Below are 21368 nucleotides of genomic sequence, written 5' to 3' on the forward strand. Positions count from 1 at the left end.
ATTATCCTTTGTTAATTTCCACATCAACTCCTTTAATATTGGTGGGTCCTGATGAAGATGAATTTATTTTAGCGGCATTGGCATTGATATCATTATCAATTTTAATTCCCGGATTTGCTGCTGCTTTCCCCAATTCAGTCGTGCTCTTTCCTATAACTTTTACATTAAGCCCCTCTATAGTAATATCGCCATTGGTATTAAGAATAATTGAGCTGCTGCCGGTTTTAATCGTAATATTTGTATCACATTCCAGGGTAATATTTCCACTGTTATCCATTTTTAATATAGAATTTGCACCCCCGCCTTCTTTTCCTCCTACATTAATAGCGCTGATACTTCCTACATTTACAGTGTTATTATTCCCTACAGTTACCGTTTTATTATTATTGGCGTGAGTGCTTGCATTTCCTGCTCCATCAAAAAACATACTGGCTCCTCCCTGATCTTTCAGGTTCATGGAACCTGTACCGTTATCATATTTAAGCTCTGCTCCGCTTCTACCGCTGAAACTCATAATGTTATTACCAGCTCCTCCACCTGCACCAATACTGCCATGAAACATTCCTCCCATTACAAAGGGGCGGTCCGGATGCTGATGAGCAAAATTCACTACAACCTGGTCTCCTACCTCAGGTACAGACATAAATCCCCGGTTTTTATTCACTTTATCACTACTTCCTGCATCGGGAGTCATTACTCTGATAAATTCTGTAGTTTGTTGTCCCTTCTGCCAGTCAAACTGCACCTGCACCCTTCCCTGGTTCAAAGGATCTGTATTGGAAATAACTTTAGCAAACTGAGCTTCAGCTTTTGGAAATTCAAATTCCGGTCTGGGTATGTATCCGGTATCTGCAGCTATACCTTCAAAAGCCCCGTTGTAATACCCCCTGGTATCTACCTCATGAGTAACTTCTGTAATCATCAGCTTCGTAAAATAAGAAGTCTCATTACTGTCTGTTTTTCTCATTTCAATATCTGCTGTACATCCCGGATATAAAAAAGGGACACTGGTGGTTCCAGAAGTAATAAATACCTGTGAGGCCTTACTTCCCGCAGTTCCTTTCTGAGAAGCATCTACATCCATAAATGAAGAAGCTTTGATAGGGGCTACTCTTAGTGAAGGGGTTTTAAAGATCTTTTCTGAAATTTCATAAGCCCGTTTTGCAATATCTGAAGTATGATTTATCCTGGAACTTCCGGTAATCAGCTTTTCATTTTTGCTGCTGTTATACCCATAAAATGTAGGATTTACATGCTGGGCTTTCATCTTTATCTTTATATCATGAACACTGCTTCCGTAAGTAAGTGTTACAGGCTTTTCCTGAGGGGGAAGCTTGCCGAAATGGAGAACTTCGCCGTCATAAAAAAATTGTTCCCCATATGCTTCAGCCATTCTCGCCAGGTAATTATAATGGGTTTCTTCATACTGGGAGCTATAGGAAACATTTCCATGCTGGGCATCTACCCTGAAATCAAATTTGCTTGATCCCAGCCCCTCCTTTATTACTTCACTCGCTATACTGTTCAGGCTTATAGGCTGATCTCCTCCAAAACTCTGAATATGAGGTGCTGCATCCAGCAGAATTGTCGGGCTATACCCTGTAAGCACTACATCTCCCAGGCTTCCTTTTTCCTGATTAAAACCTACTTCAGTAATTACTCCTATAAAAATTCTTTCAGGGCCTTCTTCAACATCTTTATACCTGAAAACAACTGTTATTCTTTTTCCTAAAAAATTTTGAGTCTCTTCCAGATTATGATTTTCAGGATTACCTAACGTATCATGGGCAAGTGTTAATTCAAATTCATGATGTTTTGTAGCACTCTGCTTTAATTTAAAATGTTTGAAATGGGTGATAATCTTACCTTCCACAATAATATCGAGCTTTATAACCCGGTTAATTCCCAGAATCTGGTTTACGAGAATAGATTCTGCATTATGTATTCTGGAAGTAGGCTGATTCGCCCAGATCTTATCATTTACTATGGAGGTCTGGTTAGGAGTGAAAGCATTATTCATAAACATGGCGCCTTCTTTTACCGAATTGATTTTTGACAGAGTGTTCAAGGGATCACCGTCAATAGACTTTTTATCTGATTTAATATTTCCCGGAGACTTTTTCCCATTTTTGGGTGACTTTCCATTGGATGATTCTTTAAACATGATATATTTTTTTACAGGTATGTAAAAGTATTCCGCATATAAAACGGAATGAAGTATGACCAAAATTCAGCAAGCAGCAGGATAATGATGTAATGGCCCAAAAACAGATTTCCTTATAAGCTGCGGTCTGTAGATCGAATGTAAGAAATGATAATTAAGAACCCCTGACGGAATATATCCGCTCAGTTGTCCACCCTTTTTTTTATTTATTTAACTGATACTCTTTGACTTGGTACTGCCAATTTATCAATATTAAAATTCACGGCAAAATGAATTTTAATTTATTTAAAAAATTGTAGTAATTCTACGATTTTATCTTTTTAAAATCACAACCCAACTGATACAATACACTGATCAGTATTCTTGAAAAGATACTTTATATACCCGCTCAGTCCGGCTGTTCTTACATAAAAGGTTTCAGAAATACAGGCCTGGAAAATTAATACAAAACTCAGCTGCTTTAAATTCAATGGTTTTTTTATGCCGGGGATAATCTTCGGGATTTCAAATAAAGAACAGTACGGTTGAGATATGGAAAAAAAATGATTAATACCAAAGTGGCAGCAAGAAGCCAGACCATCATTTCATAGTAATCCATGGCAAAACGTACATGGTTCTGAATATTCAGCTTTCCAATCAGCAGTTTATGAGCTGCTTTCCCGGCATGGTCTTCAGGCATTCCTTTTGCAGCAAGTCTGGCCGTCTGCCTGTAGAGAAAATTCTTTACTTCAGGGTCTGTTTCAGTCAGGTGATCCTGAAAGGCATTATAATGCCTGCTTTTCTCAAAGAGTTCATAAAAGTTAATCAGGGCAATACTGACACAAAAACCCAGATACCGTATAGCTAATGCTACCGCTGCAGCCGAAGGACCAATGGAAGCAGGAACTGAAGAAATAATATAAATAACCGTAGGAACCATGATCAGCCCTACGCCCAATCCCTGGATAAATAGTGGTATAAAATAATTAAATTCATCAGCCTGAATGTCAAAGGAATAGTACATCAGAACATGAAACAGCAACAGCATCAAAAATCCGGGAAACCAGATGTATTGTATTCTTTTTTTCTGCAATACCATACAACAGGCAATGATAACCCCGGTAACGAGCCCTGAAATATTAAAAACATTAATGTACGAAACATAAAAGGGATCAAAATGCAGTTCTGTTACAAAATAAGTATTGGTAATTCCTGATGTAAAACGACAGATGTACATGATGAAAAGAATCAGTAATCCTACTTTAAAGTTCCTGTACCTGAAAATACGCATATCTATATATGGTCTTTTAATGGCTTTTTGCCGGTATACAGATATGATGGTCAGAATCAGTATTCCCACTACACTTCCAAGAATCCTCCTGTCTTCCAGCCAGTAATATTCCTGTCCGAAAATCATAATATATCCAATAAGTACCAGCATTGTACTGTAAAGAGCAAAACTCTGCCAGTCCAGCTTATACAGCGGAAACCTGGCAGCGCTCTTATAATTGGTCATGGTAAAGCTGATAAACAGAAGTCCCGGTAAATATGAAAAAATTGCAACTTTATAGATAATATTAAAATTATAAGAATCAATAAGTTCAGCCGTAATCAGGTTGTTAAAAGGCAATGCACACAGCAAGGTTCCGAAAAAGACCGAAAAACTAATCTCCCTGCCCCTTTCAGTACTCAGTCTTGTAAAGATCAGGGTAAGAGATAAATTGACATTACAGGCAAACAGCATTCCCTGAATAAAACGTACCGGAAACAGGATATATATTTCATGGGTAAAATAGCAGATGAGGCTGGCCAGGATCTGCATTGTTGTAAAAATCAGGAAGTATTCCTTTGCCGCAAGAAAACTGAAAAACCTCCTTTCCAGGCTATAAAATCCTACATACCCGGCATAAAAAAGTGCTACAGAAAACTGTATATCTGCAGGCTCACATCCATAATACCCTGCAGCTGCATTAATGTTGGTAAGGGGAAGGAAAAATATAATGATTCCCGGAAGTGTCATTGCAAAAAGAATAATCTTGATCAGCCATTCCGGGGCCCACCTTTTGAAAACAGGGATTTTTCTAGCCATTGAAATGCTTTTTATCCGCATATACATTCACATTCATTCCCATCTTCAGGACGTTAATTTCATTTCTTTTCCCGTCAACTCTTATTCTTACCGGGATGCGCTGTACAATTTTAACATAATTTCCGGTAGAATTATCAGGAGGTAAAAGCGAAAAGCTTGAGCCCGTTGCCGGTGACAGGGAGATGATGGTTCCATGAAATTCCCGGTCAGGATAAGAATCAGCAACAATTTTTACCCGGTCTCCGATTTTCATATCCTTTATCTGTGTTTCTTTATAATTGGCAACCACCCATTTGTCAGTTTCATTGTTAACTATAAAAGCGAGTGTTTCCCCGGCATCAATCATTTGTCCCACTTCTACGGTTCTCCTTCCCATTCTTCCGTCATAAGCCGCTGTAATGGCTGTATAGCTGACATCCAGTTTATGCCGGTCCAGCAATGCTTCCAACCTGGCAATCTCAGCCTGTACCACTTTTTTTTCAGCCTGAATATCATTAATTTTAGATACAGAGGCAGCATAGGTATCGCGGGAGGACTGATAGTTGCTTTCATTGACTTCCAGAGTAGCTTTTACCTCTTCAAGGCGCTGTTTAGTGGCAGATTCTTCATCATAAAGCTTTTTATACCGGTTATAATCCAGCTCCTGTTTCCAAACTTTTGCTTTATTTGCTTCCACCTGAGCCTGGGCTGAAGCGGCTTCCTTTGTGATAGTGCCTGTATTGCTTTCAAGTACTTTCAGCTCCGCACGTGCTTTCTGAAGAGCTGCCTGGGTTTGCTTTTGCTGCAAAATGTACTCACGATTATCAATCAGTAATAAGGTATCCCCTTTTTTCACTTCCTGATTTTCCTCAAACCTTACAGCAACTATAAATCCGCCTGCCCTGGAAATGACGGGGTTTATATATTCCTGAACCTGGGCATCATTGGTCTGTTCATATTCATAATAATTCTTAAGAGTAAAGCCGCCCCAGATAGTCAGTGCCGCAACAATTAAAACTGAAATCCATCCTGTAATTTTTGTAATTATCCTGTCGGTAGGGGTATATTTTTTTTTCATTGTATTATAAAACGCCTGTGATATTTTGTAGTAAATAATAATTGTTCTGTGCCGTAATCTTAGCCGATTCCAGTTCAAACCGGGTCTGAAGAAGCTGTATATCAGCATCCAGTAACTCTGTAATAAGTGAGGTCTGGCTGAAATAGGTATTTCTGGTAATGCGTGCATTTTCTTTCGCCTGAGCAACATCAGCTTCAGCAACTTTAATCTGCTCAAGAGCTTCCTGGTATCTCAGGTAAGCCTCTTTCACCTGTTGCCTTACCTTGTCTTCCGTATCCTTATGCATCTCTTCTTCTTTTTCAAACTCCAGTTTTGCAGCCTTTACTTTATGAGTATTATGATACAGGGAGGAAATGGAAAAAGATGCTTTTACCCCAACCACTCCCAACGAATACCAGTAGGGATTATAAGGAAAAAGAAAAATCTGCGGGTTGGCATAGTAAAACTCTCCATACAGTCCGATTTTAGGGCTTACATTGGCTTTAACCTGTTTCAGTTTAATTTTGCTCAGTTCCGTTTGCTGCCCGGAAACATGATAGTCAAAAGAATGTTCCAGCGCCTGCTTCAGATAATCCTCATAAGAGGTATTTTCATTCCATTGGGTAACCGGAGCATCGGGGATGACAATCTGATCATCAGGAAGTCCTAAGATAATATTCAGCTTCTGCGTAGCAATAAGGATATCATTTTCTATGGTCACCAGGGCCATCTTCCGCTTCGATAGTTCAAGTTCAATCCTTAAGACATCACTTTTCAATACAACCCCATTCTTATATAGAGCCTGTATTTCTTTAAGCTGTTCTTTCTGGTCCTCAATATCCTGTTTTATAAGATTTCTGAAAATTAAAGTTTTCTGAAGCTCAAGATACAGAGCTGCTGTTTTGTAATGAATATCGGAAACAGACTGCTCCTTCCTGATTTCCTTAACTTTCTGAAGAACCTGATTCTCTTTAATCTTCAGATTCAGTTTATTGCCATTATAAATATTCAGATAAAAATCGGCTCCGGCTCTGTAAAGCGTATGAATTACCTCATGCTGGGACGGTCTTGAAAAAAGCCCGTTTTCATAAACAGGGATATTGGAAGCTTTTTCTACAGAACCTTTTACTCCTATTTCCGGAAGACGTTCTCTTTTCGAATCTTTAACTTCGGCTTCCGCAATATCTGCACTGATGGTATTGATTTTAATATGACGGCTGTTTTCTTCAGCTCTTTGCCATGCATCCCGTAAAGAGAGCCGTATGGTATCATTTCGGGGACTGCCTGTCTGGGCCGATACAGCATAAGAGGTGCCCAGTATCAGCAGTCCGGTGACATACATTTTCATCTGAATTTTTGAATTATTGCAGTGCAAATTTATCTGCAATCCCGATATTATTTTTATCTAAAATAGTCAAGTTTTACATGATTCCAGCCAAATTATTATATTTGTATTTTATACTATTTCAAATTATTCAATGGGGCTTATTGCAACTCTTCCGCATATAGATCAGTATGATAAAAGTGTATTTGTCATGCATGAAAAATCGGAAAAACTCATTCCTTTCCATAAACATACCAAGGGACAACTGAGCTATGTAGAAGGAGGTATTGCCTATATTACCATAGATAACCGTACCTATGTAGTTCCCGCCAGGCATTTCTTCTGGATTCCTCAGGGAATGGAACATATTTTAGAGATCGGACACACAGCCACCGTATTGCGCTCCCTTTATTTTTATTCCCATGATGATACTTCAGATGCGTTTTACAGCCGGTTGGGCATTTATCCGGCCTCTGAGCTTTTGATCCAGATGATCAAATACACTGAAATATGGGATGAAAAACATATTACAGCTAAAGATGAGAATTTTGAATTTCTGGTCGCCTTAAAAAAGATCCTGCCGAAGACTCATAAACAGCCCTTGCCTATTATTCTTCCTGCCACCCACAACCAGCAGATGATGAAAATCGTCTCTTACCTGGAGTGGAATATCGGAGAAAAGCATACTCTTACGAATATAAGTTCAAGATTTGGATTAAGCGAACGCTCCTTATCCCGTCTGTTCAAAGCCGATATGAATATTTCTTTTCTTCAGTATCTGAAAACTTTAAGAATTATTAAAGCCATTGAACTGCTTTTAAACACCAACAAGTCAATCAATGAAATCGCCGATGATGTGGGTTACAGCTCAATAAGTGCCTTCAGCGACACTTTTCATGAATTTACCCGGTCGCGGCCTTCTGATCTGAGAAAAAGCAGTAAAGTACTCCGAAGTTCTTCAATATAGAAATATGCAGTACAACTTTAGCACATGGGTTAAAAATAAAAGAGTTTTTTATCTTTTATTAAAAATAACTTTATATCTTTGCTTTATAAAAATTCAGAAAATGTTTTCAAAAACCTGTGAATATGCTTTAAGAGCTTTAATCTATATAGCCCAGCAGTCTAAAAATGACAGCAGGATTGGCATCAAGGATATTGCAAAAAACATTAACTCACCAGAACATTTCATTGCTAAGATACTACAGGATTTAAGCAGAAAAGGATTTGTACAGTCTGCCAAAGGCCCCAATGGCGGGTTTTATATGGATACTAAAAATCTGGATCTTACCATTGCTGATATTGTAAGGGAAATTGATGGTGACAAGCTGTTTACCGGTTGTGGCCTTGGCCTTGAAGAATGCTCTGAAAGTCATCCCTGCCCCCTGCACAATCAGTTCAAAAGCATCAGACAGGATCTGCGCATTATGCTCGAATGTTCTAAAATTCAAATGTTTGTTGATAACCTGGATTTAAAACTGACCCATCTTAAAGTATAAATTTATCCTGATAAAAGTCAGACAAAATAAAAGACAAAAAAGTCTCTTATTTTAAAAATAGATTTTATCTTTGTATTAGTAAAAATAACATACTACAAAACCCGGTAAAAAATATACAGCTGAGAATTATAATTCTCTTCCTGATACAAGACTCAATTATAAAATTTAACTGCCTGCTTATAAGTTTTTATTAAGTTTGAATTGTTAATAAAGGATAAAAAGGTATTAATATCTTAAAAATGAAACTGAATATTAAAAATCCTCTGGTACTCATGCTGCTTTGTCTTATGACAGGCGTCTTTGTCACCGTCAGTTTTCTGGAAACACCCATGAAATTTCAGGTTCCGGGAATGACTCTCCCGGCAGCACTCGGACTGGGCATGCTGATGTTTGGGATATCTACTAAAATACAGTGCCTTTTTCTGGTCCTTATTATAATAACAATGCTCATAACCAGAAAAAAATATACAAAAACAGATTTTATTATCATAGCCGTCTTATTTGCTGTTTTAATTATAGAAAAGTTTTGGATGCTCCCGGTTCTGGATAGCCGCGCCCATCTGCTATCAGTTGGAAAACCGGTTTCTCCGTCAGAAATGCATACCTATTTCATCTATGCGGAATCCTTCAAGACTTTCTTCCTGCTTACAGCCATTATTTTTCAGTTTACAAAGCATAAAAATAATTACTGAAGCAAATTATTACCCATGCAGAAGATTTAAATCATTAATTATACGTTATGAAAAAAACACTATTATTCACTGCAGCTTTATGGGCAGTGCTGGCTCTTGATGCCTGCAAACAAAACCCTGCAACAGATTCCGGTAATCCTGCAAATACAGAAAATATCAAAACAGACGGTACAAGTGAAGAGCTGAAAATGCCACTCCCACCTAATGTTCCGTTACCTGTAGGCCAGCGTGCAGCAAAAAAAATTATCGTGAAGCTGGAAACCATAGAAAAAACAGGAGAACTGGCGGATGGTACACAATACAATTTCTGGACGTTCAACGGAACAGTTCCGGGAAGCTTCATCCGGGCAAGAGTCGGAGATGATATTGAACTGCATTTAAAGAATCATGAAAATAATACATTTCCTCATAATATTGACCTGCATGCAGTAAATGGCCCTGCAGGTGGTGCTGAAGCTACTTTTGTAGCTCCCGGTAAAGAAGCTGTTTTTAGTTTTAAAGCGCTGAATCCCGGATTATATGTATATCACTGTGCAACTGCCCCGGTAGGAATGCATATTGCAAACGGAATGTACGGACTTATCCTTATTGAACCTGAAGGCGGGCTTCCTAGAGTTGACAAGGAATTTTACATCATGCAGGGAGATTTCTACACAAAAGGAAAATTTGGCGAAAAAGGGCTTCAGGAATTTGACATGGATAAAGCTATTGATGAACATCCTGAGTACGTAGTCTTTAATGGGAATACAGCTTCTCTTTTAGGCGATAAAGAACTTCAGGTAAAAACCGGTGAAACCGTACGGTTCTTTGTTGGAAACGGAGGGCCTAACCTCACCTCCTCTTTCCACATTATCGGGGAGATATTTGATAAAGTATATATAGAAGGGGGAAGCAAAGTCAACGATAATGTACAAACCACTGTAATTCCTCCGGGTGGTGCTTCTATAGTAGAATTCAAAGCTACGGTACCGGGAGAATATGTCATTGTGGACCATGCTATTTTCCGGGCATTCAATAAGGGAACTTTAGGTAAGATCAAAGTAACCGGACCTGAAAATCCGGCAGTTTATAAAAAGAACTGACTATCAATATTCATCAGGATATAAATAAAGAAGTAATGAGGGCTTTTACATTCATAACGCTTTTAGCGGTCTGCTCGGGATTGGTCTTCTGTTCTGAACAGACAAACAGTCCGGATGCTGAAGTTCCGGTCCGTACTCAGCTGCAACCCATTATAAGCCAGAAAAAAATGATTGAAATACAAGGCGGAACCTATAAGGCATTTATAGGAAAAGATTCAGGAAGGATTGTAAAGGTACAGACTTTTTATCTGGATGACAGTCCTGTTACCAACCGGGAATATCTTGAGTTTCTTATCGCTAATCCTCAATGGACAAAAAGTAAAGTCCTCCAATTATATGCAGATTCCAATTATCTGAAACATTGGAAAAGCGATTATGAAATTCCGGAAGGAATAAGCCCTGATGCTCCGGTGACCAATGTTTCATGGTTTGCTGCTGAGTCCTATGCAAAAAGTGCCGGGAAAAGGCTTCCGGAAATAGATGAATGGGAATATGCAGCACTGGCGGATCAGCATTCTAAAAATGCTTCTGAAAAACCTGCCTTTACAGACTATATCCTGAAGTCTTATCAGAAAAAAAATAAAAACAAACAACCTGTAAAACAGAATCTTCCCAATTATTACGGCATACATGACCTGTACGGAATGGTTTGGGAATGGACTCATGATTTCAATTCTGTTATGATGAGCGGAGAATCCAGAAAAGATAATACCGTTAATGACAACCTGTTCTGTGCGGGAGCAGCAGTAACTTCGTCTGACCTAAGAAACTATGCTGCCTTCATCAGGTATGCCTTACGGGGAAGTATAAAAGCCGATTACTGTCTTAATAATCTCGGATTCAGATGTGCTAAAAATTAAAAATAATCCTTATGAAAAATATAACAACCTGTATCCTGGTGGCATTAATAATGCTATCCTGCAGTAAAAAAGATGAAGAAGCGCCCTCTGATTCCATTTACAATATTCCCACAAGCTGGGAAAAGCAGGATGGTAGGAATATTACATTTTCGGACCTGAAAGGGAAAGTACTGGTAACAGCCATGATTTTCACTTCCTGTAAAACCGCCTGCCCGAGACTGACCGCAGAAATGAGAACCATATCCCAAAAAGTCGGCAAAACAGATCCGGACCAGATCCAATACGTACTCATCTCCATTGATCCGGAAAATGATACCCCAAATGCAATGAAAAGATATCTTGATATGAACCGTTTCAATGAAAAAGAATGGACTTTTATCCGCGGCAGTGAAGAGGAAATCCGGGAGCTGGCCAATATAATGGCTGTAAAGTATAAACAGATCTCCCCTATAGAATTTTCACATTCCAATATTATAACGGTATATTCAAAAAAAGGAGTTCTTTCTTTTCAGAAAGAGGGACTTGATAGTGATTACGAAGCTATCGTACATGAAATAAAAAAACAAATACAACTTTAAATGGATTAGATTATGAAAAAATTAATTTTAACAGCTTTGCTGTTTTCACTCACTGTAACTTCATGTTCAGATAAAAAGGAAGAATCAATTCCTCCTCTGCAGGAATCAAATGTAATGCTGGATGAACCTAAACCCCAGAATACAGCTCCAGCTGCAACTCCCCTATCAGGAGCTGATGCAGAAATTGCCGAAGGAAAATCCCTGGTAGAGGGAACCGACTGTTTATCCTGTCATAAAATAGATTCTAAACTCGTAGGCCCGGCATATCAGGATATTGCTTCAAAATATACTGATGCGGATATTGATCTTCTTGCCCAAAAAGTTATTGACGGAGGAAAAGGTAACTGGGGAGATATTCCAATGACACCCCATACAGGCTTAAGTAAAGACAATGCAAAACTTATGATCAGGTACATCCTTTCCCTTAAAAAACAGTAAAAAAAATTTAAAATAATAAAAGACAAAAAAGTATTATATTATGAATACAAAAACAGATTTTATAGGAAATATTGTTGCCGAAGATTTCAGAACGGCCGCTATTTTTAAACGACACGGAATTGATTTCTGCTGTAAGGGAGGAAGAACTATAGAAGAGGCCTGTCATAACAAAAAACTGGATCCCGAAAGAATCTATGAGGAGCTGGATGCTCTTCCGGGAAATGAGGAAGCTTCAATAGACTTCAGCAGCTGGCCTCCTGATCTTCTGGCAGACTATATTGAAAAAACCCATCATCGTTATGTAGAAGAAAAAATTCCTGTTTTACAGACGTTCCTCGATAAATTATGTAAAGTCCACGGAGAGAGGCATCCTGAGTTATTTGAAATCAACACTTTATTTAATGAGTCTGCACAGGATCTGGCAGCGCATATGAAGAAGGAAGAATTTATTCTGTTCCCCTTTATCAGAAATATGATGAATGCTAAATTATCAGGAACAGCTTTGCCACATCCACCTTTCGGAACAGTTGAAAACCCGGTAAACATGATGCAGCATGAGCATACGGTGGAAGGAGAACGTTTCAGAAAAATCGCTGAAATTACAGATGAATACCTGCCTCCTGCTGATGCCTGCAATACCTACAAAGTAGCTTTTGCCATGCTTCAGGATTTTGAGAATGATTTACACAAACACATTCATCTTGAAAATAATATTCTTTTTCCACAGGCTATCCAACTGGAAAAAGAATTTACTGTTGAATCTTAAAAATGATACCCAATGACACCTAAAAAACTCTGGATATGGCTTGCTGTAGTCATGGTTGCTTCATTTGCCGTCCTCATATTTTACGGAACTGAAATTTACAGAAAAATTCCTCCCATCCCGGATAAAATAGTAAGTACAGACGGAACTGTAATTGCTACCGGCCAGGATATTAAAGACGGGCAAAATGTCTGGCAATCTATCGGAGGACAAACGGTAGGAAGTATCTGGGGGCATGGTGCTTATATCGCTCCGGACTGGACGGCTGATTACCTGCATCGAGAATCACTTCTTCTGCTCGGGGAGCTGGCTGAAAAAGATGGAAAATCTTATACAGACCTTCCTGACGACGAACAGGCTAAATATCAGGTATTGCTGAAAAAAGAACTGCGTACCAATACCTTTAATGAAAGCAGTAATGAAATCGTATTCTCCCATGAACGGGCTGAAGTTCAGAAACAGCTGTCTCAGTATTATTCACAACTATTCATGAATGACACTTCAATGGCAAAGCTCCGGGATCAGTATGCAATCCCGGAGAATACCATCAAAGATCCTGAAAGAATGACTAAAATGAACGCATTTTTTGCATGGAGCACATGGGTCTGTATCACAGAGAGACCAGGAGACGATGTTACATACACCAATAACTGGCCGCATGATGAATCAGTAGGAAATATTCCACCACCTTCACTGCATTTATGGTCGGGATTCAGTGTATTGCTGCTGCTGGCATGTGTGGGCCTTCTGGTATTCTACCATGCCAGAAACAAGGAAGAAGAGATCAGTGAAGCACTTCCTCATGAAGATCCGCTTCGAAATATGAAACCTACTCCTTCTATGAAAGCTACGCTGAAATACATCTGGGTGGTCGCATTACTGATCCTTATACAGATGCTTGCCGGTGTGGTTACTGCTCATTACGGCGTAGAAGGAAGCGGTTTTTATGGTATTCCTTTAGACCAGTTTTTACCTCAGTCAGTTTCCAGAAGCTGGCATGTACAGCTGGCTATATTCTGGATCGCTACATCATGGCTGGCCACAGGACTTTATATAGCTCCCGCTGTTTCAGGTTATGAACCGAAATATCAGAAGCTGGGGGTCAATATCCTTTTCGGAGCTTTACTGATTGTTGTTCTCGGGTCTTTAACCGGACAATGGCTGGGAGTAATGCAAAAACTTGGACTGGTTGATAATTTCCTATGGGGACATCAGGGATATGAATATGTAGAACTGGGAAGAATCTGGCAGGTCTTACTGCTTATCGGACTTATACTCTGGCTGGTTTTAATGGTAAGAGCTCTTCTTCCTGCATTAAAAAGAAAAGATGGAGACCGTCATTTACTTACCTTATTTACTCTTTCTTCTGTAGCTATTGCAATGTTCTATGGAGCCGGCCTGATGTATGGAAGACAAACCCATATGGCCATTGCCGAATATTGGAGATGGTGGGTAGTTCACCTTTGGGTAGAAGGTTTCTTTGAGGTTTTTGCAACGGTAGTGGCAGCATTCCTGTTTACAAGACTTGGGCTGCTAAGACTGAAATCTGCAACAAATGCCGTTTTATTTTCCACCATTATTTTTCTGGCAGGAGGAATTTTAGGAACATTCCACCACCTCTATTTCAGTGCAACTCCTACTGCCGTACTGGCATTGGGAGCCACTTTCAGCGCACTGGAAATTGTACCGCTGGTCCTGATCGGTTATGAGGCATATCAGAATTACCAGCTCAGTAAATCCACCAAATGGATACAGGCTTACAAATGGCCTATCTATTGTTTCATTGCCATGTGTTTCTGGAATTTTCTGGGAGCAGGGATTTTCGGATTTGCCATTAATCCGCCCATAGCGCTGTATTATATTCAGGGACTGAACACCACAGCTGTTCACGGGCATGCTGCTCTGTTTGGAGTATATGGTATTCTGGGAATTGGCTTGATGATGTTTGTTTTAAGAGGCTTATATCCGGACCGGCAATGGAATGACAAACTTATAGGCTGGGCATTCTGGCTCACCAATATCGGACTACTGGTAATGGTAACAATCAGCCTCCTTCCTATAGGAATTATGCAGTCAATAGCTTCTATAAAAGAAGGATACTGGTATGCCCGTTCCGCTGAATTTATGCAGACCGACATGATGCATTTCTTAAGATGGATGCGTGTTCCCGGAGATATTTTGCTGGCTGCCGGAGAACTGCTGCTTGTTATTTTTATCATGGGACTGAAGTTTGGATGGTCATTGAAAGAAAAGCGTTAGTATAGTATTTATGTAACCTCACAGGATTTGAACCTGTGAGGTTTATTTTCATAAAAAAAACATCTCGTGTGAGATGTTTCAATATAATTGCCGTTTTACCGGGTAGCTTTAATAACTGCTGCAGTAATTTCATTTTCTTTCTTCCTGGAATATGTAGAATCATAAGGCTCCATGATCTCAAACAAATACTGGTAAAAAGGTGTAATCTTCTGGACATTCCCAGATTCTTTTACAGCTTTTTCTTTTCCCATTTTCTGCAGTCCTGCTATAAAAGCATTCAACTTCTGATCTACCGGTTCTATAGATTTCAGCAGATATCCATAGGCTTTTTCTTTTTGTCCCAGTGTTTTATAAGCTTCTGTAACCGCAGAGACCACAAGGGCATATTCCATAGGTTTGGTTTTCAGCTGTTTCCGCGCAGCTTTCCGGAATGAAGGAGAAAGACTGAGATAATACTCATACTCTTTAAAAATATTTTTCTTTAGATCTTCTGCCAGCTGAATCCCTTTCTTTTCCTGACCGGCCATAATGTATCCGGACACCATTAAACTTAATGAACGCGGATCGTTGTATTTTTCAGCAGGAATTTCCCTGGCTGCAAGATCCAAAAGCTCTGTGGCCCTTGCTTGTTGTCCGGCCAATACCAATGCTGAAACGGCTCTGCCCACAGCCATTCTGTAACCGATTATATTGGAAGTGGCTGTTTCATCATAATGAATACCCAGGTCTTTAAAATTCCCCCATCTGAAATTTTTTACCACCTGGTAAAGAGCATTGGCATCTACCCGTCCTTTATCACCATCCGTGTTTTGAGGGGTACGGATCGGGACCAGCCTGTAACTAAAACCGTCAAACTGAAGGTAATCATCCAGGTAGAAAATATTTTCACTGTCATAAATACCTCCTGAAGAGAAACTAATCGGGCGTTTCCAGTCGAAGTTTGCCAGCAGGTCCAGCATCACCAGGTTGTTTTTGAAAAGTGTATTCCCTTTATAGGTAATCATAATCCGGTCTGCTGCGTCCGGCAAATCTTCCCGGGAAATAATTCCTGCCTTTACCGCGTTTTCTTTATTTACCGGAAGAATAAACTTGTTTACCGGGAGAATATTGAATCTCTCATACTTTTCCTCACCAAAATACATCTTCAATAATTCATCTTTTTCAGGTGATTTGAATTTAATGAAATCAATAGCTTCTTTCAATGTTAAAGAATCCTGGGTAAGATATTTTCTGAATGACTGGAATTCTGTTTCCGGTGCTCCCTGTTCTTTTAACATTGCAAAAAGTCCTTCCCAGTCTTCTTTTTTCATCATATAAATCTGATCGTTTACCCCGTCTCTGTAATCTTCATGGGTCAGCTGTCCGGGAATTCCTTCTGCATTATAGGTTTTTCTCTTTACCTGATCAATATTCCAGGGCGTAGCCAACAGTGTAAAATTTACCGTTTTTACATCATCTCTGAACCTTTCCGTTTCCTGGATTCCCCAAACCGGATAGGTATCATTATCCGCATAAATAAAAATGATATCATCTTTAGGCAGCGATCTAAGAAATGAATAGGCATAGTCATAAGCGGCAGATTTCCTGCTCCGGTCATGTGATGTATAGTTCTGGAATCCCATCATAAAAGGAATGCCCAGCAAAACTACACCTAAAGCAACATTTGCACCATTGGATTTAATTCTGGATTGCAGGAACCATAAGATAGCACCGGCTCCCAGTCCGATCCAGATGGCAAAAGCATAGAATGAGCCTACCATGGCATAATCTCTTTCTCTCGGCTCAAAAGGTTTCACCCCTGTATAGAAGATAATCCCTACGCTGGTTAAAATAAATAAAGAAAGTAATGCATAGAATCTTCCGAAATCCCTGTTCAGCTGGAAAAAGAATCCGATCAATCCTAAAATTAAAGGAAGGAAGAAAAATGTTACCGTACTTTCATTTTTAAATTGGGCAGGCATTTTATCCTGATTGCCTACCAGAGCATTATCGATAAAAGAAAATCCAGAGATCCAGTTTCCACGGGTATTTTCCATATATCCCTGAAGATCGTTTTGTCTTCCTACAAAGTTCCACATCAGATATCTTACAAAATAATAACCATTCTGAAAGGATATAAAATAATCCATATTTTGTAGAAAAGAAGGACGCTGAACCTTAATCAGATCATAGGGCTTTACTTTCAGATAATCTGAAGCTGTAATTGATTTATCTTCATATTTGGTTCTGAGCTCATCAAAAATCTGATGTGCCTGCGGGTTATCTGCCACCTCTTCATTAGCATAGTTAAATGTAAAATCCGGAGCGCCATACATAGCAATATAGTTAGCCATCACCTCTTTGTCCTCATTGAACATTCTCGGCATTAAGCTCACCTGAGACTTATTGAATACATAATTAAAACGGTCTCCGGTTTTTCTGTACGTTCCGGTCTTTTCATCTTTCTCATAGATTTCACCGGTTTTCTCTGTTTTATAGCTTCCGTCTTCATTTTTTTCAATTCCGTTTGCATCAAGGAAAGCAGTATAATTTTGTCCGTAGATCGTAGGCCAGTCCCCATATTGTACCCTGGTATAATAATCTCTCATTCCGATTGCCGTATCAGGATCATTAAGGTTCATCGGAGGATTGGCATTTGCCCTGATTGGAATTACCATCCAGCAGGAAAATCCTATAATCATATACACTGCAGACAGAATAACAGTCTGATATATCTTTTTTTTACTCTTACGGGACCATCTGATCAGGAAATAGCAAACCGCAGTCATTAAGATAAATGCAGCAATTGTTCCTGAATGGAAAGGAAGCCCAAGGCCGTTTACGAAGAATATTTCCAGCCTTCCGAATAGGGTCATAACCGACGGGAAAACAACTTTAAACACCATTGCAAGAATAATAAGTGTTATCAGATTTGCTATCATAAAACTTTTCCAGGTAAACGTATAATTTCTTGCATAATATACGAGGCATACAGCAGGAATAGCCAGCATACACATCATATGTACTCCTACAGAAAGCCCCAGAATAAAGAAAATCAGGACAATCCATCTTTCGCTGTCTGCAGCTTTATATTCAATTTCCCATTTGGTGATCAGCCAGACCAACAGTGCAATAAACATGGAAGCCATGGAATACACTTCTCCTTCTACTGCTGAAAACCAGAAAGTATCTGAGAAGGTAAAGCAAAGTGCTCCCACAGCTCCAGCAAATAAAACAGAGATTTTCCGGCTTCCGGTCATCTCTTCAGCGTCTTTGTTTATGAGCCTTCTCAAAAAATGGGTGATCGTCCAGAACAAAAACAAAATGGTAAATGCACTGAACACTGCTGACATGGCGTTGATCACAATAGAATAATTCTGCTCATTACCCAGTGCAAAAATACTGGCTACCGCGCCTGCAATCTGGAATAAAGCAGCTCCCGGAGCATGGGTCACTTCCAGTTTCACTGCTGAAGAAATATATTCTCCGCAATCCCAGAAGCTCAGGTAATGTTCAATAGTAGAAAGATAAGTAATTAAAGCAATTACGAAAAGGAACCATCCTACTATAGTGTTCCATTTTTTAAAAGGCAGGGTTTTCATATAATATTTCCAATAATAAACAGGACAACTGACCGGCCGGAAATATTACACGATTTTGTGAAATTAGTATCTAATAGGTATTATTCAGTCCTCCGTCCAGGGGAATACTCGTTCCTGTAAGGTAAGATGAATATTCCGATGCCAGAAAAGCAACCAGATGGCCGTATTCCTCCGGCCTTCCCAACCGTTTCATCGGAATTTTATTTTCCCTTACTTTTCTGATTTCTTCAATAGTGGCCCCGGTTTGTTCAGATTCATGTTCTATTAAATTCTGAATACGTTCCGTATCAAAATATCCGGTAAGAATAGTATTGACTGTAATATGGTGCGCCGCCACCTCATTTGACAATGTTTTCGCCCAAGCAATTACCGCCGACCGGATCGAATTGGAAAGCACCAGATTATGAATAGGCTCTTTTACCGATAAAGAAGAAACATTAATAATACGTCCGCTTTTCTTGCTGATCATATGAGGTAAAGCCAGTAAGGTGGTTTCACAAACCGTTTTAAAAAGAAGGTCAAATGCCCTTTGATAATCATCTGTATTCTTATCAAGTGCCAGGCCCGGCTCCGGACCATTCGTATTATTCACCAGAATATCTATAGAATTCGTAAGGAAATAGGCTTTAATAATTCTTTTGTAATTTTCAAAATCAGAAAAATCAGTAACCAGATATTGATGTTTCTGTCCGGAGTGTACTACCGGTAATGATGACACCATATCCCTTAGTTTCATTTCATTTCGGGCCATAAGAGTAACATTAGCTCCGCATTTAGCCAGTTCGGAGGCAATACCGGCACCTATTCCCTGAGTGGAAGCTCCCACTAAAGCATTTTTTGAAAAAAGCTGAATATTCATACAATAATAATGATTGAGTCTTATAAAAATACGAAAAACCTCCAAATATTGGAGGTTCGCTTGGTGTATTCAATAGAGTAATTTAAAGATTCCGGGGTTAGTATCCTTTTAAGCTTCAAATAATACGTTATTTCCGAAAGGATAACAACATTTCCACGGCCCGGATTACGATTGCATTGTAAGCAAATAACAGCAGAATACAAATGTCAATACATACTATTGATTACACCTGATATGATGTATTGTGTTTATTCTTTTAAATTCTTCCTATGATCCAGTATGTTGTACCATCATCAGGCAGAACAACACCGGAATACGGCACTGATTGATATAAAATACTGGTTATCAATATTATTTAAAGCAAGCTACGGCTGTATTATAAATTAAAAGCCCTGTAGCCGCATCTTTTATTGTTGTACCGTCACTGATTTCTTTCAGATCAATTCCTGGCGGCAGAATCCTTTATCAGTTCCGGCAATCTCCAATGCTGCAGAAGCATGGGGCTGAACAGTATTTATTCCTACCTGACCAAAAACAGTTAGTGAAATACACTCAGAGACTATTCCTGTCATCACTTTTTGATTCATATATTTTCTGATTAATATCTTTATATCTCCTTTCGCTCGACTGTCAACATATAATTTTTATATAAATACCCGTTTTCAGCCATTAGGTTTATAAGATAAAAATTGGAGACTGTTGTACAATTCTAACCTGAATTGAAAAAAGAGCTTCTAAGATTATAGTAGTAATCCATACAATGGAATATCAATATAGGGCTAAAATGTTTGGAAAATCAGCATCATGTCAATTGCTACTTCATTGACGGCGCAAAAGTAAAAAGGTCTTTTTTTATATAATGTAAAAAAGGTAAAAAACAATATGACAAATTAACAATTCAGATTTACCTTTTTATAAAAAATTCATTATCAGTATTTTAAATATATTGCTAATCATCAATCAAATTTTCTGCAAAGCCGGTCTGAAATCTCTATGGATCTTTAATCTGAATGTCTGAAAAAGGAGGATTTATACTTTCAAAAGATAAAAATAATTATTCTGACCCACTATCTATGAATAAAATTACCGACGTGAAAACTAAGGCATTCCTCAATACCGATAAAATGATAATTGAGTTTTTTCACTATTTTTTGACCGGATACTTTTTGAAAAGAGCTCAGAAATTCAATATTAGCTTTGGTAAGCAGTCTCAATTCCGGAAACAGCCAGCCTAAAAAAGGCTTAAAAAAACAGACTGTGTGCATAATTCTTCCGGATAAAACAAATGGCTTATTTTTATGCTGCTTCATTTTGGCTATCCTGGCGATATCCCTGTACCTGAGATTCCCGGAAGCAATAAGAAACTGCTCTCCAAAAGCATTCTTATCCATCAGCTCTACAGCTATCTTTGCTGCATCTCTTACATCTACCCATCCTGCTCCTCCTGAAAATGTATAAAACCGGCTGATAAGGATCTGCAACAACTCACCGCTGCTGCTTTGCCAGTTTCCGCTCCCTATGATCATTCCCGGATTCAGGACAATGGTATTCAGACCTTCTGCAGAAGCTTTACAAACCTCTCTGTTCGCTTTAACTTTTGATATCGCATAATCCGTATTATTCTTACTGCTGATCAGAGGGGATTTTTCATCAATATAACCATCCTTTTCACTGTCAAAAATAATTGAAGATCCTATATATAGAAACTTTTTTATATTGCTGTATTTGCAGGCTCTCAGGATACTTTGGGTACCACTGACATTGGTATGGTATATTTCTTTCCGGTCAGCCGGATCATAACTTACCTTAGCTGCGCAATGGTATACCTCCTCCACCCCCTGCAGAGCATTGCGGAGGCTGGACTGCTGATCAAAGTCCACCGTAACCCATTCAATCCTGTTAAAATACATATCCGATTGTTCGCTGTAGCACCGTAATGATATCCTGACTTCATGAAGATCACTGGATATTCTTCTGGCAGCCCGGACCTTCCTCCCTCTTTTCAGCAGCTCAAAAACAATAATTCTTCCAAGAATTCCTGTAGCTCCGGTCACAAAAGCAATATTACCCATGTATATTAAATTATTCCATATCCTATAAATGTAGGTATATACCGCATCAACACTTTATGAGCAGGCTCACAAAGTATCTGACTTGCGTAACTG

At 39.0% G+C, this 21368-nt stretch carries 17 protein-coding genes; 9 read left to right on the top strand and 8 right to left on the bottom strand.

What is annotated here, in order from left to right; translation table 11 throughout:
- Position 1 precedes the first annotated feature (1 nt).
- The 4 genes from DRF59_RS01010 to DRF59_RS01025 form a co-directional block, all read right to left on the bottom strand.
- The gene (locus DRF59_RS01010; RefSeq protein WP_167456633.1) at positions 2–2020 is read right to left on the bottom strand and encodes a type VI secretion system Vgr family protein; all 2019 of its coding nucleotides are present in this window, start codon (positions 2018–2020) and stop codon (positions 2–4) included.
- A 622-nt stretch (positions 2021–2642) separates the two neighbouring features.
- The gene (locus tag DRF59_RS01015; RefSeq protein ID WP_167456629.1) at positions 2643–4232 is read right to left on the bottom strand and encodes an efflux MFS transporter permease; all 1590 of its coding nucleotides are present in this window, start codon (positions 4230–4232) and stop codon (positions 2643–2645) included.
- On the bottom strand, positions 4225–5289 hold the full coding sequence (locus DRF59_RS01020) for an HlyD family secretion protein (protein WP_115956434.1): 1065 nt from the start codon (positions 5287–5289) through the stop codon (positions 4225–4227). Before DRF59_RS01020 ends, DRF59_RS01015 begins: the two co-directional genes overlap by 8 nt.
- A gap of 4 nt (positions 5290–5293) precedes the next feature.
- A complete protein-coding gene (locus tag DRF59_RS01025) occupies positions 5294–6616 on the bottom strand; it encodes a TolC family protein (RefSeq protein ID WP_115956435.1) in 1323 nt (440 codons plus the stop codon).
- Between the two features lie 130 nt (positions 6617–6746).
- Between DRF59_RS01025 and DRF59_RS01030 the strand changes: the two genes are divergently transcribed.
- The 9 genes from DRF59_RS01030 (at position 6747) to DRF59_RS01070 (ending at position 14763) form a co-directional block, all read left to right on the top strand.
- The gene (locus DRF59_RS01030) at positions 6747–7559 is read left to right on the top strand and encodes an AraC family transcriptional regulator (RefSeq protein ID WP_115956436.1); all 813 of its coding nucleotides are present in this window, start codon (positions 6747–6749) and stop codon (positions 7557–7559) included.
- 100 nt (positions 7560–7659) lie between these two features.
- The gene (locus DRF59_RS01035) at positions 7660–8091 is read left to right on the top strand and encodes an RrF2 family transcriptional regulator (RefSeq protein ID WP_115956437.1); all 432 of its coding nucleotides are present in this window, start codon (positions 7660–7662) and stop codon (positions 8089–8091) included.
- Between the two features lie 239 nt (positions 8092–8330).
- The gene (locus DRF59_RS01040; protein WP_115956438.1) at positions 8331–8783 is read left to right on the top strand and encodes a hypothetical protein; all 453 of its coding nucleotides are present in this window, start codon (positions 8331–8333) and stop codon (positions 8781–8783) included.
- A 47-nt stretch (positions 8784–8830) separates the two neighbouring features.
- Complete coding sequence (gene nirK, locus DRF59_RS01045) at positions 8831–9865, top strand: copper-containing nitrite reductase (protein WP_115956439.1); 1035 nt, start codon at positions 8831–8833, stop codon at positions 9863–9865.
- 35 nt (positions 9866–9900) lie between these two features.
- The gene (locus DRF59_RS01050) at positions 9901–10725 is read left to right on the top strand and encodes a formylglycine-generating enzyme family protein (protein ID WP_115956440.1); all 825 of its coding nucleotides are present in this window, start codon (positions 9901–9903) and stop codon (positions 10723–10725) included.
- A gap of 11 nt (positions 10726–10736) precedes the next feature.
- Positions 10737–11303 (top strand): SCO family protein, encoded by a 567-nt coding sequence (locus DRF59_RS01055; RefSeq protein WP_115956441.1) that lies wholly within the window; start codon positions 10737–10739, stop codon positions 11301–11303.
- Between the two features lie 12 nt (positions 11304–11315).
- Positions 11316–11741 (top strand): c-type cytochrome, encoded by a 426-nt coding sequence (locus DRF59_RS01060; protein ID WP_115956442.1) that lies wholly within the window; start codon positions 11316–11318, stop codon positions 11739–11741.
- Positions 11742–11781: 40 nt separating this feature from the next.
- A complete protein-coding gene (ric, locus tag DRF59_RS01065) occupies positions 11782–12507 on the top strand; it encodes an iron-sulfur cluster repair di-iron protein (protein WP_115956443.1) in 726 nt (241 codons plus the stop codon).
- Between the two features lie 12 nt (positions 12508–12519).
- The gene (locus DRF59_RS01070) at positions 12520–14763 is read left to right on the top strand and encodes a nitric-oxide reductase large subunit (RefSeq protein WP_115956444.1); all 2244 of its coding nucleotides are present in this window, start codon (positions 12520–12522) and stop codon (positions 14761–14763) included.
- Positions 14764–14858: 95 nt separating this feature from the next.
- Here DRF59_RS01070 and DRF59_RS01075 read toward each other — a convergent pair whose 3' ends face one another.
- From DRF59_RS01075 to DRF59_RS01085, 4 genes are all read right to left on the bottom strand, one after another.
- Entirely contained in the window at positions 14859–18344 is a 3486-nt protein-coding gene (locus tag DRF59_RS01075) for a glycosyltransferase family 117 protein (protein WP_115956445.1), read from the bottom strand.
- A gap of 70 nt (positions 18345–18414) precedes the next feature.
- Positions 18415–19203, bottom strand: coding sequence for an SDR family oxidoreductase (locus DRF59_RS01080; protein ID WP_115956446.1), 789 nt, complete (start codon positions 19201–19203; stop codon positions 18415–18417).
- Between the two features lie 434 nt (positions 19204–19637).
- Positions 19638–19790 carry a hypothetical protein gene (locus DRF59_RS20680; protein ID WP_167456630.1) on the bottom strand — a complete coding sequence of 51 codons (153 nt, stop codon included), beginning with the start codon at positions 19788–19790 and terminating at the stop codon, positions 19638–19640.
- A 480-nt stretch (positions 19791–20270) separates the two neighbouring features.
- Positions 20271–21275 carry an NAD-dependent epimerase/dehydratase family protein gene (locus DRF59_RS01085; RefSeq protein WP_241505454.1) on the bottom strand — a complete coding sequence of 335 codons (1005 nt, stop codon included), beginning with the start codon at positions 21273–21275 and terminating at the stop codon, positions 20271–20273.
- Positions 21276–21368 lie beyond the last annotated feature (93 nt).

Source organism: Chryseobacterium flavum, from assembly GCF_003385595.1.
Lineage (GTDB): Bacteria > Bacteroidota > Bacteroidia > Flavobacteriales > Weeksellaceae > Chryseobacterium > Chryseobacterium flavum.

Coding starts and splice junctions, on each gene's coding strand:
- DRF59_RS01010 (WP_167456633.1), bottom strand. CDS start 2,020: ATGAATAATGCTTTCACTCCTAACCAGACCTCCATAGTAAATGATAAG.
- DRF59_RS01015 (WP_167456629.1), bottom strand. CDS start 4,232: ATGGCTAGAAAAATCCCTGTTTTCAAAAGGTGGGCCCCGGAATGGCTG.
- DRF59_RS01020 (WP_115956434.1), bottom strand. CDS start 5,289: ATGAAAAAAAAATATACCCCTACCGACAGGATAATTACAAAAATTACA.
- DRF59_RS01025 (WP_115956435.1), bottom strand. CDS start 6,616: ATGAAAATGTATGTCACCGGACTGCTGATACTGGGCACCTCTTATGCT.
- DRF59_RS01030 (WP_115956436.1), top strand. CDS start 6,747: ATGGGGCTTATTGCAACTCTTCCGCATATAGATCAGTATGATAAAAGT.
- DRF59_RS01035 (WP_115956437.1), top strand. CDS start 7,660: ATGTTTTCAAAAACCTGTGAATATGCTTTAAGAGCTTTAATCTATATA.
- DRF59_RS01040 (WP_115956438.1), top strand. CDS start 8,331: ATGAAACTGAATATTAAAAATCCTCTGGTACTCATGCTGCTTTGTCTT.
- nirK (WP_115956439.1), top strand. CDS start 8,831: ATGAAAAAAACACTATTATTCACTGCAGCTTTATGGGCAGTGCTGGCT.
- DRF59_RS01050 (WP_115956440.1), top strand. CDS start 9,901: ATGAGGGCTTTTACATTCATAACGCTTTTAGCGGTCTGCTCGGGATTG.
- DRF59_RS01055 (WP_115956441.1), top strand. CDS start 10,737: ATGAAAAATATAACAACCTGTATCCTGGTGGCATTAATAATGCTATCC.
- DRF59_RS01060 (WP_115956442.1), top strand. CDS start 11,316: ATGAAAAAATTAATTTTAACAGCTTTGCTGTTTTCACTCACTGTAACT.
- ric (WP_115956443.1), top strand. CDS start 11,782: ATGAATACAAAAACAGATTTTATAGGAAATATTGTTGCCGAAGATTTC.
- DRF59_RS01070 (WP_115956444.1), top strand. CDS start 12,520: ATGACACCTAAAAAACTCTGGATATGGCTTGCTGTAGTCATGGTTGCT.
- DRF59_RS01075 (WP_115956445.1), bottom strand. CDS start 18,344: ATGAAAACCCTGCCTTTTAAAAAATGGAACACTATAGTAGGATGGTTC.
- DRF59_RS01080 (WP_115956446.1), bottom strand. CDS start 19,203: ATGAATATTCAGCTTTTTTCAAAAAATGCTTTAGTGGGAGCTTCCACT.
- DRF59_RS20680 (WP_167456630.1), bottom strand. CDS start 19,790: ATGAATCAAAAAGTGATGACAGGAATAGTCTCTGAGTGTATTTCACTA.
- DRF59_RS01085 (WP_241505454.1), bottom strand. CDS start 21,275: ATGGGTAATATTGCTTTTGTGACCGGAGCTACAGGAATTCTTGGAAGA.